Raw genomic sequence first — 23,934 nt, forward strand, 5'->3', positions numbered from 1 at the left:
AGCGCCCGAGACGACTCGGGCCTGCAGAAGGGTCGCCCGGGGAGTCGCCCGGGAGGTGCTCGCCGGTCAGTCCTTCTCCGGTCTGCCCGCAGTCCCCGCGTCAGCGGGCTCATCGGCCGGGGCGACAGGAGCTGCGGACTCGACCGCGGTGGGCTGGACCGCGGCCGATCTCGCCTCCTTGGCGGCGAGGCGCTTCTTCTGGGACTTGCCGGTGCTGAACGGGCTCACCCACAACCAGGAGAAGCGCCGCAGCGACTGGAAGAGGAACAGCGACGCCCAGAGGGAGAACACCGTCAGGGCGAACGGGAAGACCGTCGCCGGGCCGGTCGGGACATTCGTCTCGCCGAGCAGGGGGACGAACGCGACGACGACAGCGATCACGAAGAGGTGCAGGAGATAGATCTGGAAGCTCTGCTGCCCCATGGTGACGAAGATCTTCAGTGCGCGGACCTTGACGAGGTACTGGGAGCCGGCGATGCCCAGGACGATCGCGACCGAACTGGCGATCAGGATGACGCCCGGAATGCGGTTGGCGTCGAAGGCGACGATCACCGCGATGATGCCGATGTAGGACACTGCGAGCGCGAGCGCCTGCCAGACCTTCACGCGGGCGGCGAAGCGGTAGAACGTGCGGGGGATGAACATCGCCACGAGGAAGAAGATGAAGTTCTGGAGCACCCGGTCCCAGCCGATGTTGTCGGTGTCCAGCAGGCCCGTGGTCGTGGACGCGACGGACAGCAGCCCGGCCACAGAGAGCTGGATCCACCGGGGCACCTTGCGGATCGCCCAGGCGAGGATGCTGAAGATCGCGAGAGCCCAGATGAACCAGTAGCTGCTCGACGGCAGGATGGGGAGCACCAGCACGTTGAGCGGGTCCGTCGGTGAGGTGGCCTCCGACCGTGAGAACGGGACGATGAGGTAGAAGACGACTCGGATGAACGACCACAGCAGATAGAGGTACACCAGCGCGAGGACCCGGCGGCGCCACAGCTCGGCGAACGTCCACGTCAGCATCCGGGCGGCCGTGAGGCCCGCGATGAAGAAGAACACGGGCATGGGGAAGTAGAGCAGCACAGTGCGGAGCTTCGGGACGTACCCCTCGAGGCCGAAGAATCCCAGGAACAACGACGAGTGGTAGAGCACGACGAGACTGATCGCGACGCCCTTGGCGAAGTCGATCCACTCTCGCGACTCGGGGCGCTTCACGACGGCCCCTGCCGTGCTCGATCCCGTCATCCGTCGCTCCTCGCGTTGGCGCACACGGCGCGATCACTGTTCACCGATTGCTGCGGATCCATTGCGCCCCCAAGATGCTGAATTCGAATCGGATGCGAATGAGCCCCGATTCATTCCCCGTACGGGTTTTGAGAGTACGGGAAAGAATCCGATCGCGGACGAATCGCTGGAGCATCGAGGCGGCCGGGGAGGTCCGGACGCCTCGCAGACACCGGACGACGTCCTGTCCGTGGAGTCGCCCGCTCCACGCCGGAGGGCCTTCGGCGCGATCCGAGCGACGTCGGTCGGTCCGCGACCGCAGACGAATGAACCGTGGAGGGACGCCGTGACGACACTTTCGTCCAGTTCCACGGGTTCGCCACCCGAAGGATGAGACGAAATCGGCCCGCGGCCAGGACACCTCGACCTCTCCGGCATACTCCATGACGTGAACGACGCCACCACCGCCCCCAGTCTCGACGGCCGCGAGTTCGTGATGACCTCCTCGACCAACAGCGCGGTCGACCCCGGGTCGCCGTCGCGATTCCACTACTCCGAGCGCGACGGAGTGGTCTGGGGCGACTACGTCGGCGACACCGTGACCTTCGGCCGGTTCGTGGGCACGCGCACCGGCGACGCGCTGCAGGTCTCGTTCGTGCACCAGCTGCTCGACGGCGGGACCGTGGTCAGCGGCACCGGCGGCAGCCGCGTCGAGCTCGACGGCGAGGGCCTGCTGCGGCTCGTCGAGGAGTTCGAGATCGACGGCGACGACCACGTCAGCATCTGCGTCGAGGTCTGACGCTCAGCGCGCCGCGTCGCGGCCGTTCCCCGCGGTGGTGAACCGCGTCATGCCGAGCCGGTTCGTCGATCCGGAGCGGTCGGGGATGTCGGAGGGCAGCAGATAGGCCTTGCGCACCACCTCGTCGAGCACGACGACCGAGACCACCGACTTCACCTCGGGCCGGGCCGCGACCACGCCGGTGACGAAGTCGTGCACGCCGCCGATGTCGAGCGAGCGGACCAGGAGCATCGCGTCGTGCTCGCCGGTCGTGATGCAGCAGTACTCCACGTCGGGCATCTGGAGGATGCCCTCGCGGAACCGGTGCCACGACTGCGGATGCACCGTCACGAACACCAGGGCGCAGACGTCGAGCCCCACCTTTCCCGGATCGACCAGGGCCGAGAATCCGGTGATGACGCCGGATGCGGTCAGCTGCTCGACCCGGTTGTAGACGCTCGCCCGCGAGACGTTCACCCGCTCGGCCAGGGCGGACATCGAGATGCGCCCGTTCTCGCGCAGGACGGCGAGGATGCGCAGATTGAGGTCGTCGAGCCCGCCCGCGCTTTGTCCAGCGACCGCACCGGCGGCCGGATCGGTGATCGACATAATCCACTCCTTCGTCGCTGCGGGCGGCAGTTCGTCCACGATAGCGGCCCTCTGGAAACGGAGTGCGTCGCGATGTGCCATCGTTTCGCAACACGTCCAGCCGAACCCTCGCCAGGAGGCCTCCATGGTTGTCCGCTCCACCCGCACCCCGCGCTCCGCCCCGACGCGAGTGGTGATCGCCGCTGCGGCGGTCTCCCTCGCCCTTCTGGTGGCGGGCTGCTCCTCGGGCCGCGTCGACACCGCCGACGGCAGCAGCGCGACGCTCACCATCAACAAGGCGTTCGACCTGAAGACCGCCGACCCGGGCCGCATGTACGAGCCGACCGGCCAGATGGTCGACAAGGCGCTCTACGAGACCCTCCTCACCTTCGAGGGCGGCGACGTCTCGCAGGTCGTCGACGGCCTCGCGAGCCTCGAGCAGTCCGACGACGCGAAGACCTTCACCCTCACCCTGAACGGCGAGCACACCTTCTCGGACGGCACCGCGATGACCGCCGACGACGTGGTGTTCTCGCTGCAGCGCGTGATCGGCCTCAAGGGCAACCCCTCGTTCCTCCTCGACGGCGTCACCGTCACGAAGAAGGACGACACGACGGTGGTGCTGACCACCGAGAACCCCACGCCCGCCCTGCCGGCGATCCTGGCGAACCCGGCGCTCGGCATCCTGAACTCGAAGGTCGTGAAGGAGAACGGCGGCACCACCGACGAGACCGACACCGCCGAGACGTTCCTCAACACCACCTCCGCCGGCTCCGGCCCGTACGTGCTCGACACGCTCGACCTCGCCTCGCAGGTCGTGCTGACCGCGAACGAGAACTACGACGGCGACGCCCCGGGCTACGGCCGCGTGGTCATCCAGAACGTCGAGGGCGCGACCCAGAAGATCAACGTCGAGGGCGGCAGCGCCGATGTGGCGCTGGACCTCTCGGGCACTCAGGCGGAGGCGCTCGGCGACTCGGTCGCGGTGACCAGCGACCCGTCGGCGAACGTGATCTTCCTGCTGCTCAACCAGAACCCGAGCGTCTCGGCGATCACGTCGAACCCCGACTTCGTGAAGGCCGTGAAGGAGGCCGTCGACTACGACGACCTCGTCTCGATCGCCGGCAACGGCACCGCCCAGGCGTCCGGCGTCATCCCGAGCATGCTGCTCGGCGCCCTGCCCGAGAGCGGCGCGCTCACCCAGGACCTCGACGCCGCGAAGGCGGACCTCGCGAAGAGCGGCTACGCCGGCGAGTCCGTGACGCTCAACTTCCCGAGCGACATCAGCCTGAACGGCATCGACTTCCCGACCATCGCGCAGCGCATCCAGTCGCAGCTGAAGGACGCCGGCATCACCGTCGAGCTCGCCCCGGCCCCCGTCGCCACCGAGCTCGACGCCTACCGCAACGGCACCGAGACCATGGGCCTCTGGTACTGGGGCCCGGACTACCCGGACCCGAGCGACTACCTCGTCTTCACCCCGGGCGACGTCGTGGGCCTCCGCTCCGGCTGGACCGACGGTGCGGCCCCCGCGATCTCGGCGCTGGCCGACGCCGCGGCCACCGGCGGCAGCGACGACGAGCGCCAGTCGCGCTTCGAGGAGCTGCAGACCGCGCTGAACGCCGACGGCCCCTTCATCCCGCTGCTCCAGCCCGGCAACAACATCGCCGCGGCGAAGGACGTCTCGGGTGTCGTCTACAACGCGGTGTGGACCATCGACATCGCGGCCCTCGCCGCGCAGTAGCCCGTGTCCACCACCACGACGGCCGTCCGGACCCCGCGTCAGCGCGGGGGCCGGGCGGCCCACCCGTTCCTCCGCTACGCGCTGCGCCGCGTGCTCACCTCGCTGCTGCTGGTGGTGGGCGTGACCCTCGTCACCTTCATCCTGACCAACCTCGTGCCGGGCGACCCCGTGGCGGCCGCCCTCGGCCAGCGCGCTGCGGAGGATCCGGAGATCGTCGCGCAGTTCCGCGCCCAGTACGGTCTCGACCAGCCCCTCGTCGTGCAGTACTTCACCTACCTCGGCAACCTGCTGCACGGCGACCTCGGCGTCTCCACCACCACGCACAACCCGGTGGTCGCCGACCTGGCGAAGGCGCTGCCGGCCACCCTCGAGATCGCCTTCGGCGCCATCGTGCTCAGCGTGATCGTCGGCGTGCTGTTCGGCACCGTCGCCGCCTACCGGCGCGGCAGGGCCTCCGACCACGTTCTGCGCGTCGTGTCGCTGGCCGGCCTCAGCGTGCCGACCTTCTGGCTCGCGCTGGTCCTCTACTACGTCCTCTACTTCCAGCTCCGGATCGCGCCGGGATCCGGCCGGCTGAGCAGCGACTTCACCACGCCGCCGACGGTGACGGGCCTCTACACGGTCGACGCCCTGCTCGCCGGCCAGCTCGACACCTTCCTCGACGCGGCGTCGCACCTCTTCCTCCCCGTCCTCGTCCTGACGCTCTACACGGTGGGCCTGCTGACCCGGTTCGTGCGCACCGCGGTGCTCGAGATCCTCGACCAGGACTACGTGCGGGCCGCCCGCGCGAAGGGGCTGCCGAACCGCGCGGTCACCTTCTCCTACGTGCTGCGCGGGGCGAGCATCCCGATCCTCACCGTCGTGGGCCTCGCCTTCGGCAGCCTGCTCAGCGGCACCGTGCTCGTCGAGGCGGTCTTCGGCTGGCCCGGGATCGGCTCCTACGCCTACCAGGCCGCGTCGCACCTCGACCTGCGCGGCATCATGGGCGTCGGCCTGCTCATCGGCGTGATGTACCTGCTCGTGAACCTGATCGTCGACCTGCTGTACGGCGTGCTCGACCCGAGAGTGAGGCTGGCCTCGTGACGGATCCGCGAACCACCCGGTCCGACCCGCGCGACGGCGCTCCTGCCGGTCCGCGCGACGGCGTCGGTGCCGGAGTGCTCGACCCGGTCGCCGCCCCCGGCCTCCGCCTGCGCCGCCCCCGCCTGCGCCTGGGTCGCTGGTCGGCGCCGCTCGGACTCCTCGGCGCCGCCGTCGGCGTGCTCTGGATCCTCATCGCCGTGCTCGCCCCCGTCATCGCCCCGCACGATCCGCTCGCGCAGGACCTGCCCCTCCTCCAGGCGCCCGGCGAGGGCACGCTGATGGGGACCGACGCGCTCGGCCGGGACGTGTTCTCGCGGGTGATCTGGGGGGCCCGGGTCACGATCCCGCTCGCCCTGCTGCTCGTCGTGATGTCGGTGCTGATCGGCGCGATCGTCGGATCCGTCGCCGGATTCTTCGGCCGTGCGGTCGACGAGGTCGCGATGCGCATCACCGATCTCGTGATGGCGTTCCCCACGGTCATCCTGGCGATGGTGATCGCGGCCGCGCTCGGAGCGTCGCTCCTGAACGCGGTGCTCGCGGCGCTGATCGTGTCGTGGCCGTCCTACGCCCGGCTGACCCGCGGTCTTGTCCTCGGCCTCCGCTCGTCGAACTACGTCGTGTCCGGCCAGCTGCTCGGCTTCTCGCCGCTGCGCTCCCTCGTCCGCGACATCGCGCCCAACATCGTCGGCCCGGTGCTCGTCCTCGCGAGCCTCGACATCGGCACGGCCATCCTCCTGCTGTCGGGCCTGTCGTTCCTCGGGCTCGGCGCGAAGCCGCCGACCGCCGAGTGGGGCTCGATGGTGTCGGACGCCATCCAGAATTTCGATGCGTGGTGGATCGGGGTCTTCCCGGGCCTGGCCATCCTCACCGTCGTCATCGCGTTCAACTTCGTCGGCGACGCCCTGCGCGACGCCCTGGACCCGCGGTCGCAGACGATCCGCGGAGGAGGCGCCACGCTGTGAGCGACGCACTGACCATCAGCGGGCTGCGCATCCGCACCCGCAGCCACGCCGTCGTGGACGGCATCGATCTGGCGCTGCGCCGCGGCGGCATCCACGGTCTCGCCGGCGAGTCCGGCTCGGGCAAGACCATGACCGCCCTGGCGGTGCTCGGACTGCTGCCCGGATCGATGACGGCCAGCGGGAGCATCCGCCTCGCCGACGACACCGGCGACGGCACGACGGAGCTCGTCGGCGCGTCCCGGCAGGTGCTCGGCGCGGTGCGCGGACGCCGGGTCGCCATGGTCTTCCAGGACCCGTCGACGAGCCTGCACCCGCAGCTCACCGTGGGCCGCCAGCTCACCGACCACCTGCGCCACCACCTCGGTCTCGGCAAGGAGGCCGCGCGGTCCAGGGCCGAGGCCCTGCTCGAGCGGGTGCGGGTGCCGGACGCCCGGGCCTCCCTCGGGCGCTACCCCCACCAGTTCTCCGGTGGTCAGCGGCAGCGCATCGTGATCGCGGTGGCGCTCGCGTGCGAGCCCTCCGTGCTGCTGGCCGACGAGCCGACGACCGCGCTCGACGTGACCGTGCAGGCCGGAGTGCTGCAGCTGCTGCGGGAGCTGGTCGACGACGGCGGGCTGAGCATCCTGCTCGTCACCCACGACCTCGGCGTGATGAGCGCCGTGGCCGACGAGGTGACGGTGATGCGCCGGGGGCTCGTCGTGGAGTCGGCTCCGCGCGAGCGGCTGTTCACCGCACCCGAGGACGAGTACACGCGGGCGCTGCTCGCGGCTCTGCCCGGCTCGAGCTTCGAGGAGAGCCCGGAGGAGCTGGTCGCCGAGCTCGTCGAGGGGCACGAGAGGGCCGCCGCCGCGGACGATCCGGGCGCGGCCACGGCAGGCGACGTCGAGAGGGGTGCGCGATGAGCGCGGGAGTGGTTCTCGAGGCCGATGGCATCGTGGTCGAGTACGGGCGGCGACCGCCGTTGCGTGCCGTCGACGGGGTCGGCTTCCGGGTGGCGGCCGGCGAGGTCGTGGCGCTGGTCGGCGAGAGCGGCTGCGGAAAGTCGAGCCTCGCGCGCGCGGTGGTCGGCATCGAGAAGCGCCGCGGCGGCGATGTTCGCCTGAACGGCGTCGACGTGCCCGCGCTCGGACTCCGTCGGCGCAGTCCGGCGATGACCGGCGTGCAGATGGTCTTCCAGGACCCGAACTCCTCGCTCAACCCCCGTCGCCGCATCGGCGAGCAGATCGGCGACGGCGTCCGGGCGGCGCTCGCCCGGGGCGCCGAGGGCTCGGATCCGGCCGACTGGCTGCGCCGCGTCGGGCTCGACCCGGCGATGGCGAGCCGGTTCCCGCACGAGTTCTCCGGCGGCCAGAAGCAGCGCATCGCCATCGCGCGGGCCCTCGCGGCGCGGCCGCGGATGCTCGTGGCCGACGAGCCGATCTCGGCCCTCGACGCCTCGACCCAGACGAGCGTCGCCGCGCTGATGCGCTCGCTCAGCGTCGAGGCCGGCGCGGGCATGCTGTTCATCTCGCACGACCTCTCGGTGGTCCGGCGCATCGCCGACCGGGTGCTCGTGATGTACCGCGGCCGGGTCGTGGAGTCGGGGGACACCGAGACGGTGTGGCAGAGCCCGCTGCACCCGTACACGCGGGCGCTGCTCGCGGCGATCCCGCTGCCGGACGGGCTGGGGCGGCTGCCGCTGGCCCCGCTCGACTCCGACCGGGCGGCCTGGCTCGAGGAGCTGCCCGACGCGCTGGAGCGGACGGGCGCGTGAGCGCGGTGGAGGAGGCCCGGGCCGAGGAGTCCGCTCTCTGGAGCATGCCGAGGGCCGTGAACCGCAGCCCGCTCCCCGGGGACGGCGCGTTCATGACCGCCGGCTGGGCCGATCCGGAGCCGGTGATCGACCCCGACGACCCGGTGCTCGCCTACACCGCGGAGCGCCGGTCGCGACTGGCGCAGGCGCTGCCCGCCGAGCTGCTGATCATCCCCGCCGGCCTGCCGCGGGTGCGCTCGAACGACAGCGACCACCGCTTCCGCCCGGGTACCGACCACGTGTGGCTGACGGGCAACGGAGTCGCCGAGAGCGTGCTCGTCGTCGACACGACGGGAGGGGAGGCCGGCTCGATCCTGTACCTGCGGGCTCCCTCCGGCCGCGACGGCGACGAGTTCTGGCAGAACGACGCCCTCGGCGACCTCTGGGTCGGGCCGCGGCCGTCGCTCGCCGAGACGCAGGCGGCGCTGGGCGTCGAGACCCGGCCGCTGGCCGACTTCACGCGCGACGTGGAGCGGGCCGCGCGGCGGGCCCGGCGCATCCGCGTGCTGCCCACCCTCGACGAGAGCGTCGACGAGCTGGTGCGGAGCATCTGCGGGCCGGAGCTCGGACCGCACCTCGTGCTCAAGGCGACGCTCGACGAGCTGCGCCTGATCAAGAACGACTGGGAGATCGGACGGCTGCAGCTCGCCGTCGACGGCACGGCGCGGGGATTCGACGACTGCCTCGAGGCGTGGCCGGTCGCCCGCGCGATGCCCCGCGGCGAGCGCTACCTCGAGGGCACCTTCGCCCGCCGCGCCCTGGTCGAGGGACAGGGGCCGGCCTACGGATCGGTCGTCGCCTCGGGAGCGCACGCCACGACCCTGCACTACACGCGGAACACCGGGCCCCTCGCCGACGGCGACCTCGTCCTGATGGACATGGGAGTGGAGCTGCCCTCGCTCTACGCCGCCGACATCACCCGCACCTTCCCGGTCAGCGGAGAGTTCACTCCGCTGCAGCGGGACGTGTACTCGATCGTGCTGCGCGCGCAGCAGGCCGGCATCGACTCCCTGCGCGCGGGAGTGCGCTTCCAGGACTACCAGGACGCGTGCGGGAGAGCCCTCACCGAGGGGCTGATCGACCTCGGCCTGATCCGCTGCTCGGTCGACGAGGCCATGGCCCCGTCCGCGTCGTACCACCGCCGGTGGAGCATCTCCCGCGCCGGGCACATGCTCGGGATGGACGTGCACGACTGCAACCACGCTCCGCACGAGACGTACCTCGGCGGAGTGCTCGCGGCCGGCCACACGCTCACCGTGGAACCGGGCCTCTACTTCCAGCGGGGCGACCTGACGGTCCCCGCCGAGCTGCGGGGGCTGGGCATCCGGATCGAGGACGACCTCGTGGTCACGGAGACGTCGTCGATCCTGCTCTCGGCGGCGATGCCGCGCACGCCCGACGCGGTGGAGGAGTGGATGGCGAGGTTGGCGGGCTGAGAGATCGGGCCCTCGACGCGATCGGCCGACGCGGACTACGGGAGCTGCGGGGGCGCGATCAGTTCGAGGAATCCACCGAGGGCACCTTCGAGGTAGATGATGCGCGTGCCGGCTCGGGCGCCACCGGTCATCCGGTGAGGTGTCCCCACCGGTCTCCAGCCGTGTCCAGCGCAGAGCTCGAGGACACGATCGAGGTCCGAGACCGTGAGCGCGATGTGCACCGTGCCGACCTGTGCGGGCGAGCCGGCGGACTCGAGCTGTCGGGGCGGGTCGTACTGCAGCAGCTCCACCCGGTGGGGGCCGAGGGTCACCGTCGCTGCGCGGATCACGGCTCCACGGACGCCGGTGGTCGCCGCCGTGACGTCGACGTCGAGCGTGAAGGTGCGCTCGAGCACGAACCCGAGACCGGAGCACCACAGCACCAGCGCGTCGTCGAGGTCGGCCACGGTGAGACCGGAGTGAGCGACGTCGGAGACGAGCGGTGATGCCATGACATCAGTATCGAGCTCCGACACGCCTGCCTGAGAGAAGAGGGTCCCGGCACCCGATCCCCCTACGGACGCAGGCCGCGCAACGAGCAGAGATACTCTTTCCGGATGTCGTTCCCGTCCATGCTCCACGAAACCGTCGATGCTGCCGAGGATCGATTGCTGGACGCGATGCGCGCAAGTGACGTCGATGCGCTTGGTCGACTGCTCGCACCCGAGCTGATCTTCACGACACCCGAAGGCTCGATCATCAGCCGGGACGAAGATCTCGGAGCACATTCGTCGGGCACAACGAAGTTCGAGTCGATCGATGAAATCAGTCGCAGCACGCTGGCCTCTGCCGGCGGCGCCCAGACCACGTCCGTCGTAGACGTCGTTGTGATCGACCACGGCACACGGATCGAGGCTCGGCTTCACTACGTCCGCGCATGGCGACGAATCGCCGGGCGCTGGATGGTCGTCTCCGGAAGCGCAACACTCGCACCCGCACCGAACGCCTGATCGTTCCGCTGAAGGATCCCCATACGGAGCAGTGCGCTTCAGAAGGGAACGACCGGTGTGTCCGTTGCAACCTCCTGTCGTCGCCGGGCGAGAATCAGCCCGACATTCAGGACAAACAGCGTCAGGAAGATGAACGCGCCCGTCGCGGCGTCGAGGTCCGTCGTGAGCTCGAGGATCATGAACGCGATGGCGGCGGCGAGAGAGGCGCACGCGGTGATGGTGAACACTCGAATCAGCCCCGTGTGGTTCCACCGCTCCTCGTCAGTGCTCAGGAGTGACCTTCTCGCACCTGCTCGTCGGTGCGAGTCACGAGGCCCTTCGAGCTTCATGGCAAGAGAACGCCGTCTCGATTGAGGATCGTCGGTCGGGGTTGAGCGTCCAGTGGCCAGTACCGCAGGCCGTAGGACAGGCTGAACGAAACGGAAGGGGTGAGCGATGGCGGCAGGGTTCAGAGGTGGACGCTCGGCGTACGAGGTGCGACTCACTCAATGGAACTGGTTCAGTCGCGCAGGAGCGCCGACGGAGCGTGTTCTCATCGGAGTCACTGTCGTTGCGATCATCGGCGGCAACGTCATCTTCGACGCACTGGACCCGGACGCCGTTCACCTTGCTGCTCGCTTGGCGGTACTCGTCGGTGCGCTCGTCGTGTTGAACGTTCTGCCGCTCGTCGTGCACGCGATTCGCCAACCTGCACCGTACGCCGACCTGTCAGCCGAGACGGTTCGCGTGCGCTCGCGGGTCACGCCCTTCGCGTCGTTCACCACGGCACGGAGGATCGAGACCGGTCGGTCGAAACAGGTCGTCCTCGAGGTGTCGGTGCCAGGCCAGAAGGTGCTCCTCGAACTGCGCGACAGGCTGGGCCGAGTCACCACCGACCCCACCCAGGACGCGATCGTGACGTTCCTCCAGGGAAGCAGTGTCTCGATGCCGTCCTCTTCGGACGATCCCACGGGCCGGTTCGCTCATGTGAACTTCCCGCAGCACCTCACCCGCGAGCAAGCCATCGAACTCGCTTCCGACACGCTGACTGTCCCCGACTCCGGCGTCGGCCGCGATGACGTCGGGACGCCATCGCGCGGCGAGTCGCCGTCCCAGTAGGGGATGGTCTACCGGGTGCGGACGTTCAGCGTGTCAGGCGTTCCTCTCGAAAAGGCTGCCGGAGTGCGCCGACGAGCCGGCCCACGCTTCGCGTGCGTTCACTCGGCCAGCGAAGAACGTGGTCCAGGTCTGCTTCAAAGCGGGCTCGGGGAACGTCGTGACTGCTCGGGTAGGCGGCTCCTGCTCCGATGTCGATTCCGAAGAGCCCGATGTGGAACGCGTGGACGAGTAGGAAGCCGGGAACTAGATGCACGCCGACGGCGGCCACAGCGAGCATCGCAACCGGAGTGCGCGGATCGCGTTCCTTACGAATCGATGACCGGTGATTCACGCGGAGAACACCATGAGAGCTCGTGCGCGTTCCACGACGAGTCGGGGCGCTCGTGATGCTCCTGGGGCGACGCGGGTGCTGGCAGCGATGCCGGGCGATGCCCGTTCGCGGCGCAGCGGCGTCACTGTTCCGTGCTGGAGGGCGGCACTCGAGCGGCTGCGAGCTGGCGGGTGCCGGGATCACCGACACCCAGGATGAGGACGCTCTCGATGCTGCCGATCGTGTCGGGATCGATGATCTGCAATTCCTGATCAGCATCCGCTGTCAGCGAGCCGACCTCGCTTCCGACGTCCGCAGGGAACCTCAACTCGCCGTCGTTGTCCTCGAGGGGAGCGCTCGTGAGAAGGACTCGCGGTTCCACTGCTCCGGTCAGGTTCAGCCCGCTGAAGGACAGCCACACTGTCCCGTCCTCTCGCTCCTCGATCAGGAGATCGCCGCTCGCATCGTTGGACACGCTCTCGAGTGACGTGCGGATGGGCAGCTGCTCCAGAAGCGACTGGGCGGCGGGAGCGTCCGTTGCATCAGAGTCATCCGTGGGGATGTTCGTAGGAAGGCTGGGAGCGGCGGACGTCGCCGAGGGGCTGGCGACGGCGGTTCCATCGAGGGGTGCCGTGCACCCGGCCAGGGCCAGAACGAGCCCGGTCGCAGCGGCCTTGACGGATAGCCGGCCGATCGCGTTCGTGTATGTCATGGTGTGCGCTGCTCCGTCCGTCGAACTGTCGCTCAGCCTACGCAGGGCGCGATTCTCATCGCCTTGTCGAAGTGTCTCCGCGGGGTCAGTGGTGTGAACGCCTGTCGATCAAATCGTCGTGCGAGCAGCGCCGGACATCAGTCGCGCTCCAACCTTGTCCCTCTTGGCATCGTGAGCCAGAGGATGAAGGTGAGGAGGAGGCCGAGGATGCCGCTGACGACCAGCGCAGCGACGGCGAAGGCGGAACCGCCGAACGATCCCTGAGCATCGTTGCTCTTCTCCACCGGCACGAACCAGTCGACGACGGCTCCGACGATGAACAGCAGGCTGACGACGAGAGCGCCGATGCAGGTGTCCCGCCGCACCTTCTCTTGGGACCCATCGCCTGAGAGGTTGACGAGCCACAGGATTCCGATGACGGCCGGGGCGCCAGCGAGGAACGCTAGAAACACGGGTGCTCCTGGTCGATGACGGGCCGCGGCAGCATTCGCAGCTGGGGCAGGAAGAGCGCCGCGGCCGATACGGCGACCATCACGCTCCTCCGTCGAGGGCGACCGAGTGGCTCGCGGTCATCGGGCGGCAACGGTGAGATTCAGGTCCTCACCGACGCGGAGGATCTCGTCCGAGGGGAACCGGAACGGGTTGAGGTAGAACAGGTCGTCGGCCGTCATGCCGAATCGTCGGGACCGGAGGACGCGGCGGGGATGACGAGCTCGTCGGATGTCAGGGCCAGTCGGCCGTCCGCCGCGCTCAACTGGACGGCGCCGGTGGTCCCGTCGTTCCCGGTGAAGGTCGCCACGCCTAGATCGCCGGTCAGTGGAGAGGTGGAGCCGTCTTCGGTGTTCGTCGCCGGTGGCGGAGTCGGTGGTGCAGGCTGCGCCGTGCATCCCGTCATGACCACTAGGCATGCCGCGATCGCGACCGTGCTGCGCACTTTCGAGAACGTCCCCACCGGATCAGGCTGAGCGACGTCACCACTTTCCTGGTGGTCGCCTCTCGGCCTGAGCGACTCAGCGCCGTTCCGAAAAGGAGTGTCTGCTGCGGGTCATCAGGAAGCCCGACGGCTCCTAGGCTGACCCGATGAGTTCCCCGGCACCGACCCGCCCATTCGTGGGTGTAGCGCGCATCGCCGTCGGTGCAGCCGCGGTCGCGGTGATCCTCCACACCTACGCGCTGAGCATCGTGGCCGGCGACCCGAATCCGTTCGACTACTTCGGCTACTTCACGAACCAGACCAGCCTCTTCGCGAGCGCGGTGCTCATCGTCGCCGGATCGGTCGCGCTCGCCCGCCGTCCGACGCCGGTGTCGCTGAGCTACGTCCGCGGCGCGGCGACGGCCTACTCGATCGTCGTCGCCGTGATCTACAACACCCTCGTCCCCGGTACCGGCACGGCCCCGCCCTGGGTCAGCGCCGTCCTGCACGTGACGCTCCCCGCCCTCGTCCTCCTCGACTGGATCGTCGTCAACGACCGCGGACCGCTCTCCTGGCGCCGACTGTGGGTGGTCCTGCCCTACCCGATCGTCTGGGTCGTCGTCGTGCTCGTCCGCGGAGCGACCGACGGGTGGGTGCCCTACGGCTTCCTGCTCCCCGAGAACGGGACGCTCTCGCTCGTCCTGCACGTCGCCGGGCTGACCTGCGCGGTGCTCCTCGCGGGCGCGCTCGTCTGGGCACTGAGCCGACGCCGCAGATCGGCCGGTTGATGTCCTGTCCTCCGTCGCCGTGGATCATGAGGCGTGCTGGTTCCCGACGTCGGGCGCGTCACCTCTCGTGCGTCGCGGCTCGGCCGCGGCGGGCTCTGATCACGCGCGACACGAGATCGATGACCAGCAACCCCGACATCAGTTCAGTCTCGCGAACCCGAGCGCCTTGTGCGCGTCCCGTATGGGGATGGTCCAGCGGGCGTCCGGCAGGGCGTCTCCATGCCGGACGACGAGCGGCCCGCTCGCAGGCGGGGGCTTAGCGACGCGCGGATAGTGTGCACTGCGTGGTTGACGTCGCTCGGAAGGGACCCCTGAGTCCGGTGATCGCCGCGATCGCCGTCCTCGGGATGATCGTCGCGCCCGTCGTGCTGACCTACCTCTCCATCAGCGAGAGAGGAATCGGCATGGGATCGATGCCCACCGACGAGGAGGCCGCAGCAGGGAAAGCCTTCCTCCTCGCGGCTGGCATCGTCGCCCTCACCAGCGCTATCAGCGTCTGGGTCCTCACCGTCATTCGCGCGACAAGCGGGGCCCATGCTCACCACGGGTGGGAAATCGTCTGGTGCATCCTGGCGTTGCCGACCGCACTCGTCGGCTTCGCCCTCGCGGCCATCGCCTCCCACATGCCTTAAGGCCGTCCCTCGACTCCCGAGCGATGATCACGGCGGCGCGATGCCAGGCCGACCGTCGCGCGCGGATGATGATCTGGCGGGCGTCCGGTAGGGGATAGGTCACAGAGGCACTGTCGAACCGACAAAGTTCGTTAATGACGCCTGAGACGAAACCGTGCTCTGAGGGCATTCACTACTGAGGGGGTGATGTCGGGTGGTCGGTGCTGCTGAGGCGACGCTGGTGGATCGTCTTCGCGGCGGTGACCCGTCGGCGCTGGACGTTCTCTTCCGGATGCACGGCCGCGCGGTCTACCGCGCCGCGGGAAGCTTCCTCACGGACGCCGGCCATGCGGAGGACGTCGTGCAGGAGAGCTTCTTCCTGCTCTGGAAGCGCCGCTCGAGCGTGCGCATCGTGGGGGAGTCGGTGCTGCCCTGGCTGCTGGTCACGGTACGCAACCTCAGCTTCTCGACCAATCGCCGCGAGCAGCGCCGACGCCACCTGCCCCTTTCCGACGACACCGCCTCTCGCGGCGTCGACGCGGAGGCGAGCGACCGGCTGCTGGACGTGCGACGTCTGGTCGAGCAGATGAGCGCGACGGACCGCGCGATCTGGACGGCGTGCATCGAGGACGACCTCAGCTACAGCGATGCCGCGCGTTCCCTCGGCCTGTCCCGCGGGACGGTCCGCAATCGCCTCTCGCGGGCACGGGCATCGGTGACGAGAGCCCTGACGGAACGGACAGAGGACCATGGACAGTCGTGACTTGAGCGATGAGCAGCTCGAGCGCATCAGCGCACGCCTCGCGCACCGCATCCGCCGCCGCCGACGTCTTCGCCAGGCCGCGGCGGTGACGCTCGCCGGCATCGCCGGCGCCGTCCTCAGCGCGGCAGTCCTCACGGCGGTGACGACCGAGCGCGGCACTCCGGTCGCAGCGCCCGTCACCTGCTGGGAACCGGACGGGCAGGGCGTTGCCCTGTCGGGCGAGATCCAGACACCCGCAGAACACTTCACTGCGTCGCTCGCCGCGGCGTGCGCTGCGCTCGCGGGCACCAACGGAGACGGAACGGACGCCGCCTTGTTCTCCCTCGCAGGAACCCAGGTGTGCCAGGAGGGCGGCCGAATCGACATCTTCACGGGACTGACCACCACAGTCGACTGCACCAACCCGCCCACGACCCGGACCGGAGTCGACCAGTGACCTTCAGACGCACGAGAACCCTCGCCCTCAGTACCCTCTGCCTCTCCGCGGCGCTCCTCGCCAGTGGATGCGCGACGAGCGCCAGCAGCCCCGGGTCGCCGTCGACGGCGCAGCTGCCGGGTGAACTGCTCAGCGCCGAAGACGCGACCAAGCCCGTCTACGAGACCACCGCTGTCATCGGCGATCAAGGATCAGGCGGATGGCTGCTCGATCACCCCGTCAGCCTTCGCATCACCGGCACCGACGGCCGGTCGCAGCTCAGCGTCGACGGTCCCTGCAACACGCTCACCTACGACCTCCAGTCCGCCGGCCTGCAGACCTCCGTATGGGTGGTCACCGGAGGCCCCGCGACGACGTACGTCGGCTGCCTCGACGCCGCCGACGAACGAGAGCAGTGGCTCATGGACGTGCTGGGCGCCGAGGACGTCAGCCTCACCCAGACCTCCACGACGATGCGCATCCGCTCCGGCCCCGTCACCATCGACGCCACCGCCAGCACGACCCCCATCTCCACCGAGACGCCTGCCGAACCAACAGAGATGACGGAGTCCCTGACACCCACCGTCCCGACGGAGGGCCCACCGGGCACCCCCATCGCCACCGCCGCCTCTGAGGGGCCGATCATCGACGTCCAGCAGCTGACGAACCCGGCGCTCGACCTGGCTAACGGCACCGGAGTCCAGCTCTCGACGCTCAGTGCGGAGGAGAAGAAGCAGTACCCGATCTACGCGGTCGGAACCACGTACGAGGAGCTCGCCGCTTATGACCCCGCTCTCGCGGACCACTACTGGGTCGCACAGGACGAGCCGGTCTGGGCGCTGACCGTGCACGCGCCCGCGGAGAGAACAGACGTGCCCTATGGCTTCGACCTCCATCGGGTGGACGTCTTCACCGCCGTCTACGACGGGATCAGCGGAGAGCTCCTGACGTCACAGGGCGATGTCGACCTCGCGTCTCTCGGTGCGCCCGGCGAGCTGATCACCGCCGGATAGATCCTTAGTTACCGTCCGTATGGGAATCCCCAAACGGGACGCCAGAGGCGATGCGGATGAGGCGAAGCGCGCGATTGCTTGGTGGCGCGCTCGCTACGCTCACGTGATGGTCGGCCTCTCGCAGTGGCGCCGGCGAGCTGACGCTCGCCGTTCGCGCCGCGCCCGGTTCCGGGTTCTGCTCGCTGAGGTCTGTGGTGAGTGCTCGCACCCCTGGGTGGAGCACCTCGCGGACGCCGGCCTGGTCGGCAGCCCCGTGTGCTCGGAGTGCGTCTACGAGCTCGAGCATGGGTTCAGTAGCGGACCGATTTGTCACCGACCGGTTCCGATCGATGTGTTGAGTCGCGCTGATGCCGATGCGGCGGCGGCAGGGCAGGGCGGCAGTGATCAATTGGTCGGAGGAGGCCAGATTCGGGTCGCAAAAGAAGACCTTGACGCCTCATGTCAGCGTTCGGCGAGAGTGGTCAGCAGGTCCTGGATGCTCGTCTTCTCGACAACCGGGTCGGGGCTGCCGGCGCGGACGGAGGAGAGAACGGGGTCGATCTGCTGGTCGACGTAGGTCCACGTCTGGCAGTTCGCGGCGCTCAGTGCGGGCTCCGCGTCGTCCCAGGCGGTCTCAAGGTCGGTGGCGCGGGCTTTCGCGCCGGCCTGATCGCCGCTGGTGACGAGGGCGAGGGTGTCGGCGGTGATCGTCTGGAAGTTCTGCACGTCGGCGGAGGGGAAGTCGGTCTGAACGGATGCCTTCGCGTCAGCTGCGGACAGCGTTCCCGACGCATCGCAGGCCGGGGCTGCGCCTTCCGGTGCCGGACTGGTGTGCGGCTGGCTGTTGGTGAAGGCGAGCAGCCCGACGACGGCGACGGCGAGGACCGCGAAGGCGACGAGTGAACGGCGTTCGCGGGCGACTGGCGTGGTGTAGTGCTCGGATGCGCCCTTGTCGACATCGGCCTTGCTGAGGGAGAGGTAGACGACGGTGGCGAGGATCGCGAGCAGGAAGATGATGCTGGTGAAGAAGGTGCCGAGCCCGAGGCCCTGCTCGTCGGGGGACAGGCCGAGCCAGTCGCCGATATTGGCGCCGAGGGGGCGGGTGAGGATGTAGGCGATCCAGAACGCGAGGACCGGGTTCGCGCCGTAGCGCCAGAGGCCGGTGACGATCGCGAGCAGCGTGAGGGGCAGGAGGATCGAGACGCCAGGGCCCCAGCCGGTGAGCTCGAGAGTCCAGTCGCCGAGGGCGGTGCCGAGCGCGAAGGTGACCAGGACGGTGACCCAATAGAACGCCTCCCGCGGGGTGGTGTCGATGCTGTGGATCGAGAGGGTGCGCTCCTTCGAATACCAGACGCCGAACACGATCACGAGCAGCAGCGAGAAGACGAGGGAGCTGGCCCAGAGAGGCACTCCGAGCTGGTCGGTGAGGATGTCGGTGAGCAGGGTGCCGGTGACGCTCATCACCACGACAGTCAGCCAGTACGCGGCGGGCACGTAGCGTCGCAGCCGCATCTGCACGGCGAGCACGACCGCGGTGACGATGATGAAGATCACAGCCGTCGCGATGAGGCCGACGCCGAGGACCATGTTGATCCAGTCGGCGAAGCTCTCACCGACCGTGGTGCAGAGGATCTTGATTATCCAGAACCAGATCGTGACCTCGGGGACCTTGCTGAGCAGCCGCCGGCTGCGGGACGGTGCTGCCGTCGTTGAGATGTCCATGCCCGCAGAGTCCCAGCCGGGACGTGGGCGGCGGCTCGGGATGCGCCGTGCTGCGTTGTGTTTGCTCACAACGACCCGAAGCTCCGCGGTTCGACCAGGTCGGTACCGAGCCGATGGGCTCAGGTTCTGTGCTTTCACAACGGATGCGGGGGAATCCTCCGCACCCGGAGCCCGCGCATTCGTAGCGTGGACTCCTCCGGCGTGCTGCGCGCCGAGCGAGGAGGACGGAACTGATGCCGAACAGCGGACCCCTGGCCGATGGTGCGATCGCCTATCGGGCGGCGCGACGCTGGCCGCTGATCTCGGCGGGCCTCGCGGTGCTGCTCACGGGACTTCTGGCCGCGCTGATCTTCTACCGGGAGCACGACAAGCCGTTCGGGTTCGACACCGCCTGGATGAACGAGATCATCGAGCACCGGTCGACGTTCTGGTTGGTGCCGTCGCTGGTGATGAACAGCCTCGGCGGCGGGATCGTCGGCACGATCGTGATTCCGCTCGTCGTGTTCGTGGGGCTGCTGGTCTGGCGGGGTCGGTGGGCGGCGACGTACTTCGCGATCGCCGCGCCGCTGAGCGGGCTGCTGGTGCAGATCCTCAAGAACGCTGTCGGTCGTCCGCGGCCGCTGGAGATCCTCGTGAACGCCGACTTCGGCTCGTTCCCCTCCGGCCACAGCGCGAACGCCGCCACGACCGCGATGGTCCTCGCGATCGTCTTCCCGCTGTGGTGGGTCCGCATCGCCGGAGCCCTTTACACGGTGGCGATGATGCTCAGCCGCACCTACCTCGGTGCGCACTGGATCTCCGACACCGTCGGCGGGCTGCTCCTGGGCGCCGGGGTGGCGTTGATCGTCTGGGCGCCGCTCGCGGTCAGGCTGCACACCGAACGTGCTGCATCACCGTCGTTCCGTTGGCGGCGCTTCTCCGGGCACCGTCCGACCAGATGACGGCGGAAGGCAGCGGGCAGCGCTGCCGGTGAGCGGGTCGCTGTGCGCTTGTTCAACGGACCCGGCGAAGCCCCCAGCCCCGGGTACCGCAGGCTGCCCGAGCATGGCGGCATGATGCACCTCACCGATCAGCGCCGCCCTCCGCTCCCTCGGATCCGCTCACATCTCGTCGCCGGCCGGTACGCCGCCTCGACGGTGCCCGAGGCGACGGCGCTGTTCTGGATCCTCAAGGTGCTGACGACGGGGATGGGCGAGACGGCGTCGGACTTCCTCGCGACCGCGTTCGACCCGGTGATCGTGGTCGGCGCGACCGGGCTCGCGTTCCTCGCGGCCCTCGGGCTGCAGTTCGCGGTCCGCCGGTACATCCCGTGGGTGTACTGGCTGGCCGTGCTGATGGTGAGTGTCTTCGGCACGATGGCCGCCGACGTGCTGCACGTGGTCGCCGGGGTCCCGTATCTCGTCTCCACTCTCGGGTTCGCGCTGGCTCTCGCGGCGGTCTTCGTCGTGTGGTGGCGGGTGGAGCGGACGCTGTCGATCCACTCGATCACGACGCCGCGCCGGGCCGCGTTCTACTGGCTCGCCGTCTCCGGGACCTTCGCGCTCGGCACGGCCGCGGGCGATCTGACCGCGTCGACGCTCGGGTTCGGCTACCTGCCGTCCGCGGTCCTGTTCGCGGCGGTCATCGCGGTGCCGGCGCTCGCGCACCGGTTCACGGGGCGGAACGCGGTCCTCGCGTTCTGGGCCGCCTACGTCGTCACGCGACCGCTCGGCGCCTCGGTCTGCGACTGGCTCGCGGATCCGGTCGACCGGAAGGGCCTGGGCCTGGGCACCGGCCCGGTCACGCTCGCGGCCCTCGCGGTGTTCCTGCTGCTGGTCGCGGTGATCGCGCTCCGCCGACCGCGCGCGGCCGTCACGGCGACCCCCTGAGCGCTGGGCTCAGGCGTCGCGTCCGGCGCGGTTCTTCTGCCGCCAGTAGGTGAGGGCGATGCCGGCGAGGCTGAGAACGACGATGCCGACGAGGACGATGTCGATGTACTTCCCCACGAAGTCCGCGACGCCGGGGATCTGCCCGAGGAAGAAGCCGAGGAGGATCACGCCGGTGGACCAGACGGCGGCGCCGAGGGCGTTGAAGCCGACGAAGTGGCCGTAGTGCATCTTCCCGACGCCGGCGGCGACGGGGGCGAAGGTGCGCACGACCGGCACGAAGCGGGCGATGGTGACCGCCCAGCCGCCGAACCGGTCGAAGAACGACTGGGTGCGGGCGACGCTCGAGCGGCTGAAGAGCCCGCTGTCCTTGCGCTCGAAGATCCGCGGCCCGCTCGCGCGGCCGATGACGAACCCGAGCTGGTCGCCGAGGAACGCGGCGGCGGCGACCATCAGGATCACCAGCGGCACCGGCAGGGAGATCACGCCGGTCGCGACGAAGACACCGGTGAAGAAGAGGAGGGTGTCACCGGGGAGGAAGAACCCGATCAGCAGGCCCGTCTCGACGAAGGCGATCAGGCAGACCAGGGCGATCGCCCAGGGGCCGGCGCCGTCGAGGAGGGATTGGGGGTCGATCATCGGTTCTCCTTGCGAGAGGTCGGGTGGGGCTGCGTCGCGGGGATGCGGACGTCGACACCGAGGCCGTGGGGGGCGAGGTTGCGGAGTCGGAGCTCGCCGCCGGCGGCGCGGCTGAGACCGGCGACGATCGCGAGCCCGAGGCCGGCGCCGCCGTCGCGGGAGCGGGCGGCATCCGGGCGGGTGAAACGGTCGGTCGCGACCGCGAGGAACGCGTCAGGAACGCCCGGGCCGTCGTCGTCGACGGAGAGGACGATCTCTTCGGCGCGCTCGACGAGGGTCGCGCTGACGCTGCCGCCGTCGGGCGTCGCAGTGACGGCGTTCGCGAGCAGGTTGTCCAGGATCCGGCCGAAATCGGTCGGGGAGATCGGGTACCGGGCGGCGACGATCGAGGCGGGGGCGACGAAGTCGATCGCGAGGTCCCGCTCGCGGGCGAGCATCCGGGCGCGGTCGACGCTGTCGGCTACCTCCTCCCGCAGAGCCGCCGAGGAGGCGTCGCCGGTAGCGATGCCCGCGTCGATCCTCGACAGGATCAGCAGCCCGTCCGTCAGGGACTGCAGGCGGTCGATCGAGCGGCGCGCGTCGACGACATCGGCGTAGAGAGCCGCCGGATCGTCGCGGACCCGCTCAGCGAGCTCGAGCCGGGTGCGCAGCGCGGCGAGCGGGGTGCGCAGCTCGTGGCTCGCGTCGGCGACGAGCCGCCGCTCCCGGTCCGCCGACTCCCGCAGGTCCGCGATCAGCGCGTTCAGGGTCGAGGCGAGGTCGGAGAGCTCGTCGCGGGCGGGCCCGACCGGGAGCAGCTCGGTGGAGCGTCCCTGGCGCAGCCGGTCGGCGATCGCGCGCATCCTGCCGACGGGGCGCAGCGCGAGGCCGACCAGGACCCAGGACGTCACAGCGAACGCGACGAACAGGATCGCGAGGGCGATCAGGAGCGTCGTGCTGACGCCGCCGACGACGGCCTCGGCGGTGTCGCGGCTCTCCTCGATCAGCGCCTGCGACGCTCCCGAGCGGACCAGCTCGATCGTGGAGGCATCGAGGATGTGATCGAGCTGCTCGCGCACGACGACCGCGACGATCCCGAAGAACAGCATCGCGACCAGCAGGCTCGACACCGTGATCCGCACCCGGATCGACAGGGACCGCCAGCTCACGGCGTCACCCCGAGGCGATAGCCCGCACCCCGTCGGGTGAGGATCTCGACCGACGCCCCGCCCGCGGCCAGCTTGCGGCGGAGGTAGCTGATGTACTGCTCCGCGATGTTGTGGTCCACGAACTCCGCCGACCCCCACACCTCGAGCAGGATCTCCTCCCGCGGCACGAAGTCCCCGGCGCGCGCCGCGAGCGCGCGGAGGACGCCGAACTCCTTGGGGCTCAGAGGCAGGACGGCGCCGTCGACCGTCGCGGCGTGCGCGTAGGGGTCGACGCGCAGATTTCCCAGCACGACCGGTGCCCGGTTCGTGAGGTGCTCTCTGCGGATCATCGCTCGGAGGCGGGCGGCGAGCTCCTCGAAGTGGAACGGTTTCGCGAGGTAGTCGTCGGCGCCCGCGTCGAGGCCGAACACGCGGTCCTGCAGGGCGTCGCGGGCGGTGAGCATGATCACCGGGAGCGTGGCACCGCTCGCGCGCAGGTGCCGGCAGATCTCGAAGCCACTCATCCCCGGGAGCATCACGTCGAGGATCGCCGCGGAGTAGTCCGCTTCGCGCGCCGAATTGAGCGCGTCGACCCCGTTCGAGAACAGGTCGACGTCGTAGCCGTCGCCGGTGAGGCCCCGCTTGATGAGCTCGCCCATCTCGACGTCGTCTTCGACGACCATCACCGCGTCACGCATCCAGGCCTCCTACGGTCATGCTCGCACCCGTGGCGCGGCGGAACCGGCCTACTCCGCGGAGATATGCGGCTTCTCAGCGGTACGCACTGCATACAAAGGCAGCACGTGCGGCCCGATGGAGCAGCACGCCCCTGGTGCGCAGACGATCTCGGACGCGGGCACCGACATGGACGCCGACCTGCAGTCGGCGCGGTGTTGTGCGCTGCGCGCAGTTTTTGCCTGGAAGCCTTCGGCAACGTACAGGCCTCCGGCGTCCACGCAAGCCGCTGCGCGGCCGGCTCCTCCGACGTTCTCAGCACGCGGTCGCTGCGCTCCCTCACATCGCGCCGACAACCTCTCCGCCGCCGCCCTCCGGGTTGCGCTCCCGCCTCCGACCCTGCTCGGCACTACGTGCCTTCCAGGCAAAAAAACGCTGGGAGAGAAGGAAGAACAGACGAGCCAGACCACCCCCGCTGGCTTGACAAATCTGATTGAGAATCCTTACCCAGACCGGACACACCGACGCCGCCGAGAAGTGGGCCGAGCTGCACGCCTGGTCCCCGGTCAACGACGAGCACGACCCGCACCGCGGCGACCGGTGGGACGACTGATGCTCACCGTCTAATCGAAACCGTCATGCGTGCAGTGCACCATGACCTACCGGGTGCTCGAGAAGAAGGGCATCGAGTACACCACCGTCGACATCACCACCAAC

Annotated in this window: 27 protein-coding genes and 1 pseudogene; 17 read left to right on the top strand and 11 right to left on the bottom strand. The window is 69.4% G+C overall.

All coding sequences use genetic code 11. The features are described 5' to 3' along the window. Nucleotides 1–66 precede the first annotated feature (66 nt). On the bottom strand, nucleotides 67–1,236 hold the full coding sequence (locus tag C5C74_RS10955; protein ID WP_104267688.1) for an acyltransferase family protein: 1,170 nt from the start codon (nucleotides 1,234–1,236) through the stop codon (nucleotides 67–69). 427 nt (nucleotides 1,237–1,663) lie between these two features. On the opposite strand from C5C74_RS10955, the gene C5C74_RS10960 reads away from it, so the two are divergent. After that, nucleotides 1,664–2,014, top strand: a complete 351-nt coding sequence (locus C5C74_RS10960) for a hypothetical protein (RefSeq protein ID WP_258064150.1) — start codon at nucleotides 1,664–1,666, stop codon at nucleotides 2,012–2,014. 3 nt (nucleotides 2,015–2,017) lie between these two features. Here the strand turns inward: C5C74_RS10960 and C5C74_RS10965 are convergent, their stop codons facing one another. Then, nucleotides 2,018–2,602, bottom strand: coding sequence for an Lrp/AsnC family transcriptional regulator (locus C5C74_RS10965; RefSeq protein WP_104223259.1), 585 nt, complete (start codon nucleotides 2,600–2,602; stop codon nucleotides 2,018–2,020). A gap of 124 nt (nucleotides 2,603–2,726) precedes the next feature. On the opposite strand from C5C74_RS10965, the gene C5C74_RS10970 reads away from it, so the two are divergent. Genes C5C74_RS10970 through C5C74_RS10995 form a run of 6 tightly spaced genes read left to right on the top strand, consistent with a single transcriptional unit; the run spans nucleotide 2,727 to nucleotide 9,598 of the window. Continuing rightward, a complete protein-coding gene (locus C5C74_RS10970; protein WP_104291804.1) occupies nucleotides 2,727–4,325 on the top strand; it encodes an ABC transporter substrate-binding protein in 1,599 nt (532 codons plus the stop codon). A 3-nt stretch (nucleotides 4,326–4,328) separates the two neighbouring features. Next, entirely contained in the window at nucleotides 4,329–5,408 is a 1,080-nt protein-coding gene (locus C5C74_RS10975; protein ID WP_104226525.1) for an ABC transporter permease, read from the top strand. Beyond that, entirely contained in the window at nucleotides 5,405–6,370 is a 966-nt protein-coding gene (locus C5C74_RS10980) for an ABC transporter permease (protein WP_244230527.1), read from the top strand. Before C5C74_RS10975 ends, C5C74_RS10980 begins: the two co-directional genes overlap by 4 nt. Next, entirely contained in the window at nucleotides 6,367–7,272 is a 906-nt protein-coding gene (locus C5C74_RS10985) for an ABC transporter ATP-binding protein (RefSeq protein WP_104351537.1), read from the top strand. The genes C5C74_RS10980 and C5C74_RS10985 overlap by 4 nt, the downstream gene beginning before the upstream one ends. Next, entirely contained in the window at nucleotides 7,269–8,123 is an 855-nt protein-coding gene (locus C5C74_RS10990; RefSeq protein WP_104351538.1) for an ATP-binding cassette domain-containing protein, read from the top strand. The genes C5C74_RS10985 and C5C74_RS10990 overlap by 4 nt, the downstream gene beginning before the upstream one ends. Further along, nucleotides 8,120–9,598, top strand: coding sequence for an aminopeptidase P family protein (locus C5C74_RS10995; protein ID WP_219813467.1), 1,479 nt, complete (start codon nucleotides 8,120–8,122; stop codon nucleotides 9,596–9,598). Before C5C74_RS10990 ends, C5C74_RS10995 begins: the two co-directional genes overlap by 4 nt. A 35-nt stretch (nucleotides 9,599–9,633) precedes the next feature. Here C5C74_RS10995 and C5C74_RS11000 read toward each other — a convergent pair whose 3' ends face one another. After that, nucleotides 9,634–10,089 carry a VOC family protein gene (locus C5C74_RS11000; RefSeq protein ID WP_104351539.1) on the bottom strand — a complete coding sequence of 152 codons (456 nt, stop codon included), beginning with the start codon at nucleotides 10,087–10,089 and terminating at the stop codon, nucleotides 9,634–9,636. A 105-nt stretch (nucleotides 10,090–10,194) separates the two neighbouring features. Between C5C74_RS11000 and C5C74_RS11005 the strand changes: the two genes are divergently transcribed. Beyond that, a complete protein-coding gene (locus C5C74_RS11005; RefSeq protein ID WP_104233967.1) occupies nucleotides 10,195–10,587 on the top strand; it encodes a nuclear transport factor 2 family protein in 393 nt (130 codons plus the stop codon). 38 nt (nucleotides 10,588–10,625) lie between these two features. Here C5C74_RS11005 and C5C74_RS11010 read toward each other — a convergent pair whose 3' ends face one another. After that, on the bottom strand, nucleotides 10,626–10,814 hold the full coding sequence (locus tag C5C74_RS11010) for a hypothetical protein (protein WP_104351540.1): 189 nt from the start codon (nucleotides 10,812–10,814) through the stop codon (nucleotides 10,626–10,628). A 208-nt stretch (nucleotides 10,815–11,022) separates the two neighbouring features. Between C5C74_RS11010 and C5C74_RS11015 the strand changes: the two genes are divergently transcribed. Beyond that, entirely contained in the window at nucleotides 11,023–11,685 is a 663-nt protein-coding gene (locus tag C5C74_RS11015; protein WP_104351541.1) for a hypothetical protein, read from the top strand. Nucleotides 11,686–12,137: 452 nt separating this feature from the next. Here C5C74_RS11015 and C5C74_RS11020 read toward each other — a convergent pair whose 3' ends face one another. From C5C74_RS11020 to C5C74_RS17455, 3 genes are all read right to left on the bottom strand, one after another. Next, a complete protein-coding gene (locus C5C74_RS11020; protein WP_104351542.1) occupies nucleotides 12,138–12,707 on the bottom strand; it encodes a hypothetical protein in 570 nt (189 codons plus the stop codon). A 137-nt stretch (nucleotides 12,708–12,844) separates the two neighbouring features. Beyond that, the gene (locus tag C5C74_RS11025; protein WP_104351543.1) at nucleotides 12,845–13,159 is read right to left on the bottom strand and encodes a hypothetical protein; all 315 of its coding nucleotides are present in this window, start codon (nucleotides 13,157–13,159) and stop codon (nucleotides 12,845–12,847) included. A gap of 215 nt (nucleotides 13,160–13,374) precedes the next feature. Next, nucleotides 13,375–13,659 carry a hypothetical protein gene (locus tag C5C74_RS17455; protein ID WP_181134692.1) on the bottom strand — a complete coding sequence of 95 codons (285 nt, stop codon included), beginning with the start codon at nucleotides 13,657–13,659 and terminating at the stop codon, nucleotides 13,375–13,377. Between the two features lie 128 nt (nucleotides 13,660–13,787). Between C5C74_RS17455 and C5C74_RS11035 the strand changes: the two genes are divergently transcribed. The 5 genes from C5C74_RS11035 to C5C74_RS11055 all read left to right on the top strand — a co-directional run bounded on the left by C5C74_RS11035 (nucleotide 13,788) and on the right by C5C74_RS11055 (nucleotide 17,210). Then, nucleotides 13,788–14,408 (top strand): Pr6Pr family membrane protein, encoded by a 621-nt coding sequence (locus tag C5C74_RS11035; RefSeq protein ID WP_104351544.1) that lies wholly within the window; start codon nucleotides 13,788–13,790, stop codon nucleotides 14,406–14,408. Between the two features lie 320 nt (nucleotides 14,409–14,728). Further along, nucleotides 14,729–15,040 (top strand): hypothetical protein, encoded by a 312-nt coding sequence (locus C5C74_RS11040; RefSeq protein WP_104282726.1) that lies wholly within the window; start codon nucleotides 14,729–14,731, stop codon nucleotides 15,038–15,040. 220 nt (nucleotides 15,041–15,260) lie between these two features. Beyond that, nucleotides 15,261–15,782 (top strand): RNA polymerase sigma factor, encoded by a 522-nt coding sequence (locus C5C74_RS11045; RefSeq protein ID WP_146083061.1) that lies wholly within the window; start codon nucleotides 15,261–15,263, stop codon nucleotides 15,780–15,782. Nucleotide 15,783: 1 nt separating this feature from the next. Continuing rightward, nucleotides 15,784–16,218: a hypothetical protein gene (locus C5C74_RS11050; RefSeq protein WP_146083062.1), complete on the top strand. Its 435-nt coding sequence runs from the start codon at nucleotides 15,784–15,786 to the stop codon at nucleotides 16,216–16,218. Next, nucleotides 16,215–17,210, top strand: a complete 996-nt coding sequence (locus C5C74_RS11055) for a hypothetical protein (RefSeq protein WP_104226510.1) — start codon at nucleotides 16,215–16,217, stop codon at nucleotides 17,208–17,210. The genes C5C74_RS11050 and C5C74_RS11055 overlap by 4 nt, the downstream gene beginning before the upstream one ends. A 441-nt stretch (nucleotides 17,211–17,651) precedes the next feature. Here the strand turns inward: C5C74_RS11055 and C5C74_RS11060 are convergent, their stop codons facing one another. Beyond that, the gene (locus C5C74_RS11060) at nucleotides 17,652–18,911 is read right to left on the bottom strand and encodes a hypothetical protein (protein WP_104351547.1); all 1,260 of its coding nucleotides are present in this window, start codon (nucleotides 18,909–18,911) and stop codon (nucleotides 17,652–17,654) included. Between the two features lie 233 nt (nucleotides 18,912–19,144). Here C5C74_RS11060 and C5C74_RS11065 point away from each other — a divergent pair, with 233 nt between their 5' ends. Together C5C74_RS11065 and C5C74_RS11070 are read left to right on the top strand one after the other, a co-directional pair. Continuing rightward, nucleotides 19,145–19,852: a phosphatase PAP2 family protein gene (locus tag C5C74_RS11065; RefSeq protein ID WP_181127762.1), complete on the top strand. Its 708-nt coding sequence runs from the start codon at nucleotides 19,145–19,147 to the stop codon at nucleotides 19,850–19,852. Nucleotides 19,853–19,963: 111 nt separating this feature from the next. Further along, entirely contained in the window at nucleotides 19,964–20,779 is an 816-nt protein-coding gene (locus C5C74_RS11070; RefSeq protein ID WP_104226508.1) for a hypothetical protein, read from the top strand. A gap of 9 nt (nucleotides 20,780–20,788) precedes the next feature. On the opposite strand, the gene C5C74_RS11075 is transcribed toward C5C74_RS11070, so the two are convergent. Genes C5C74_RS11075 through C5C74_RS11085 form a run of 3 tightly spaced genes read right to left on the bottom strand, consistent with a single transcriptional unit; the run spans nucleotide 20,789 to nucleotide 23,240 of the window. Continuing rightward, on the bottom strand, nucleotides 20,789–21,415 hold the full coding sequence (locus C5C74_RS11075) for a DedA family protein (protein ID WP_104226507.1): 627 nt from the start codon (nucleotides 21,413–21,415) through the stop codon (nucleotides 20,789–20,791). Continuing rightward, nucleotides 21,412–22,563: a HAMP domain-containing sensor histidine kinase gene (locus C5C74_RS11080; protein ID WP_258059421.1), complete on the bottom strand. Its 1,152-nt coding sequence runs from the start codon at nucleotides 22,561–22,563 to the stop codon at nucleotides 21,412–21,414. Before C5C74_RS11080 ends, C5C74_RS11075 begins: the two co-directional genes overlap by 4 nt. Next, nucleotides 22,560–23,240, bottom strand: a complete 681-nt coding sequence (locus tag C5C74_RS11085; RefSeq protein ID WP_104351548.1) for a response regulator transcription factor — start codon at nucleotides 23,238–23,240, stop codon at nucleotides 22,560–22,562. Before C5C74_RS11085 ends, C5C74_RS11080 begins: the two co-directional genes overlap by 4 nt. 616 nt (nucleotides 23,241–23,856) lie before the next feature. On the opposite strand from C5C74_RS11085, the pseudogene C5C74_RS11090 reads away from it, so the two are divergent. Beyond that, nucleotides 23,857–23,934 (top strand): annotated as a pseudogene (locus C5C74_RS11090) (glutaredoxin domain-containing protein); the annotation flags it as partial.

The organism is Rathayibacter sp. AY1E8 (assembly GCF_002931415.1).
Lineage (GTDB): Bacteria > Actinomycetota > Actinomycetes > Actinomycetales > Microbacteriaceae > Rathayibacter.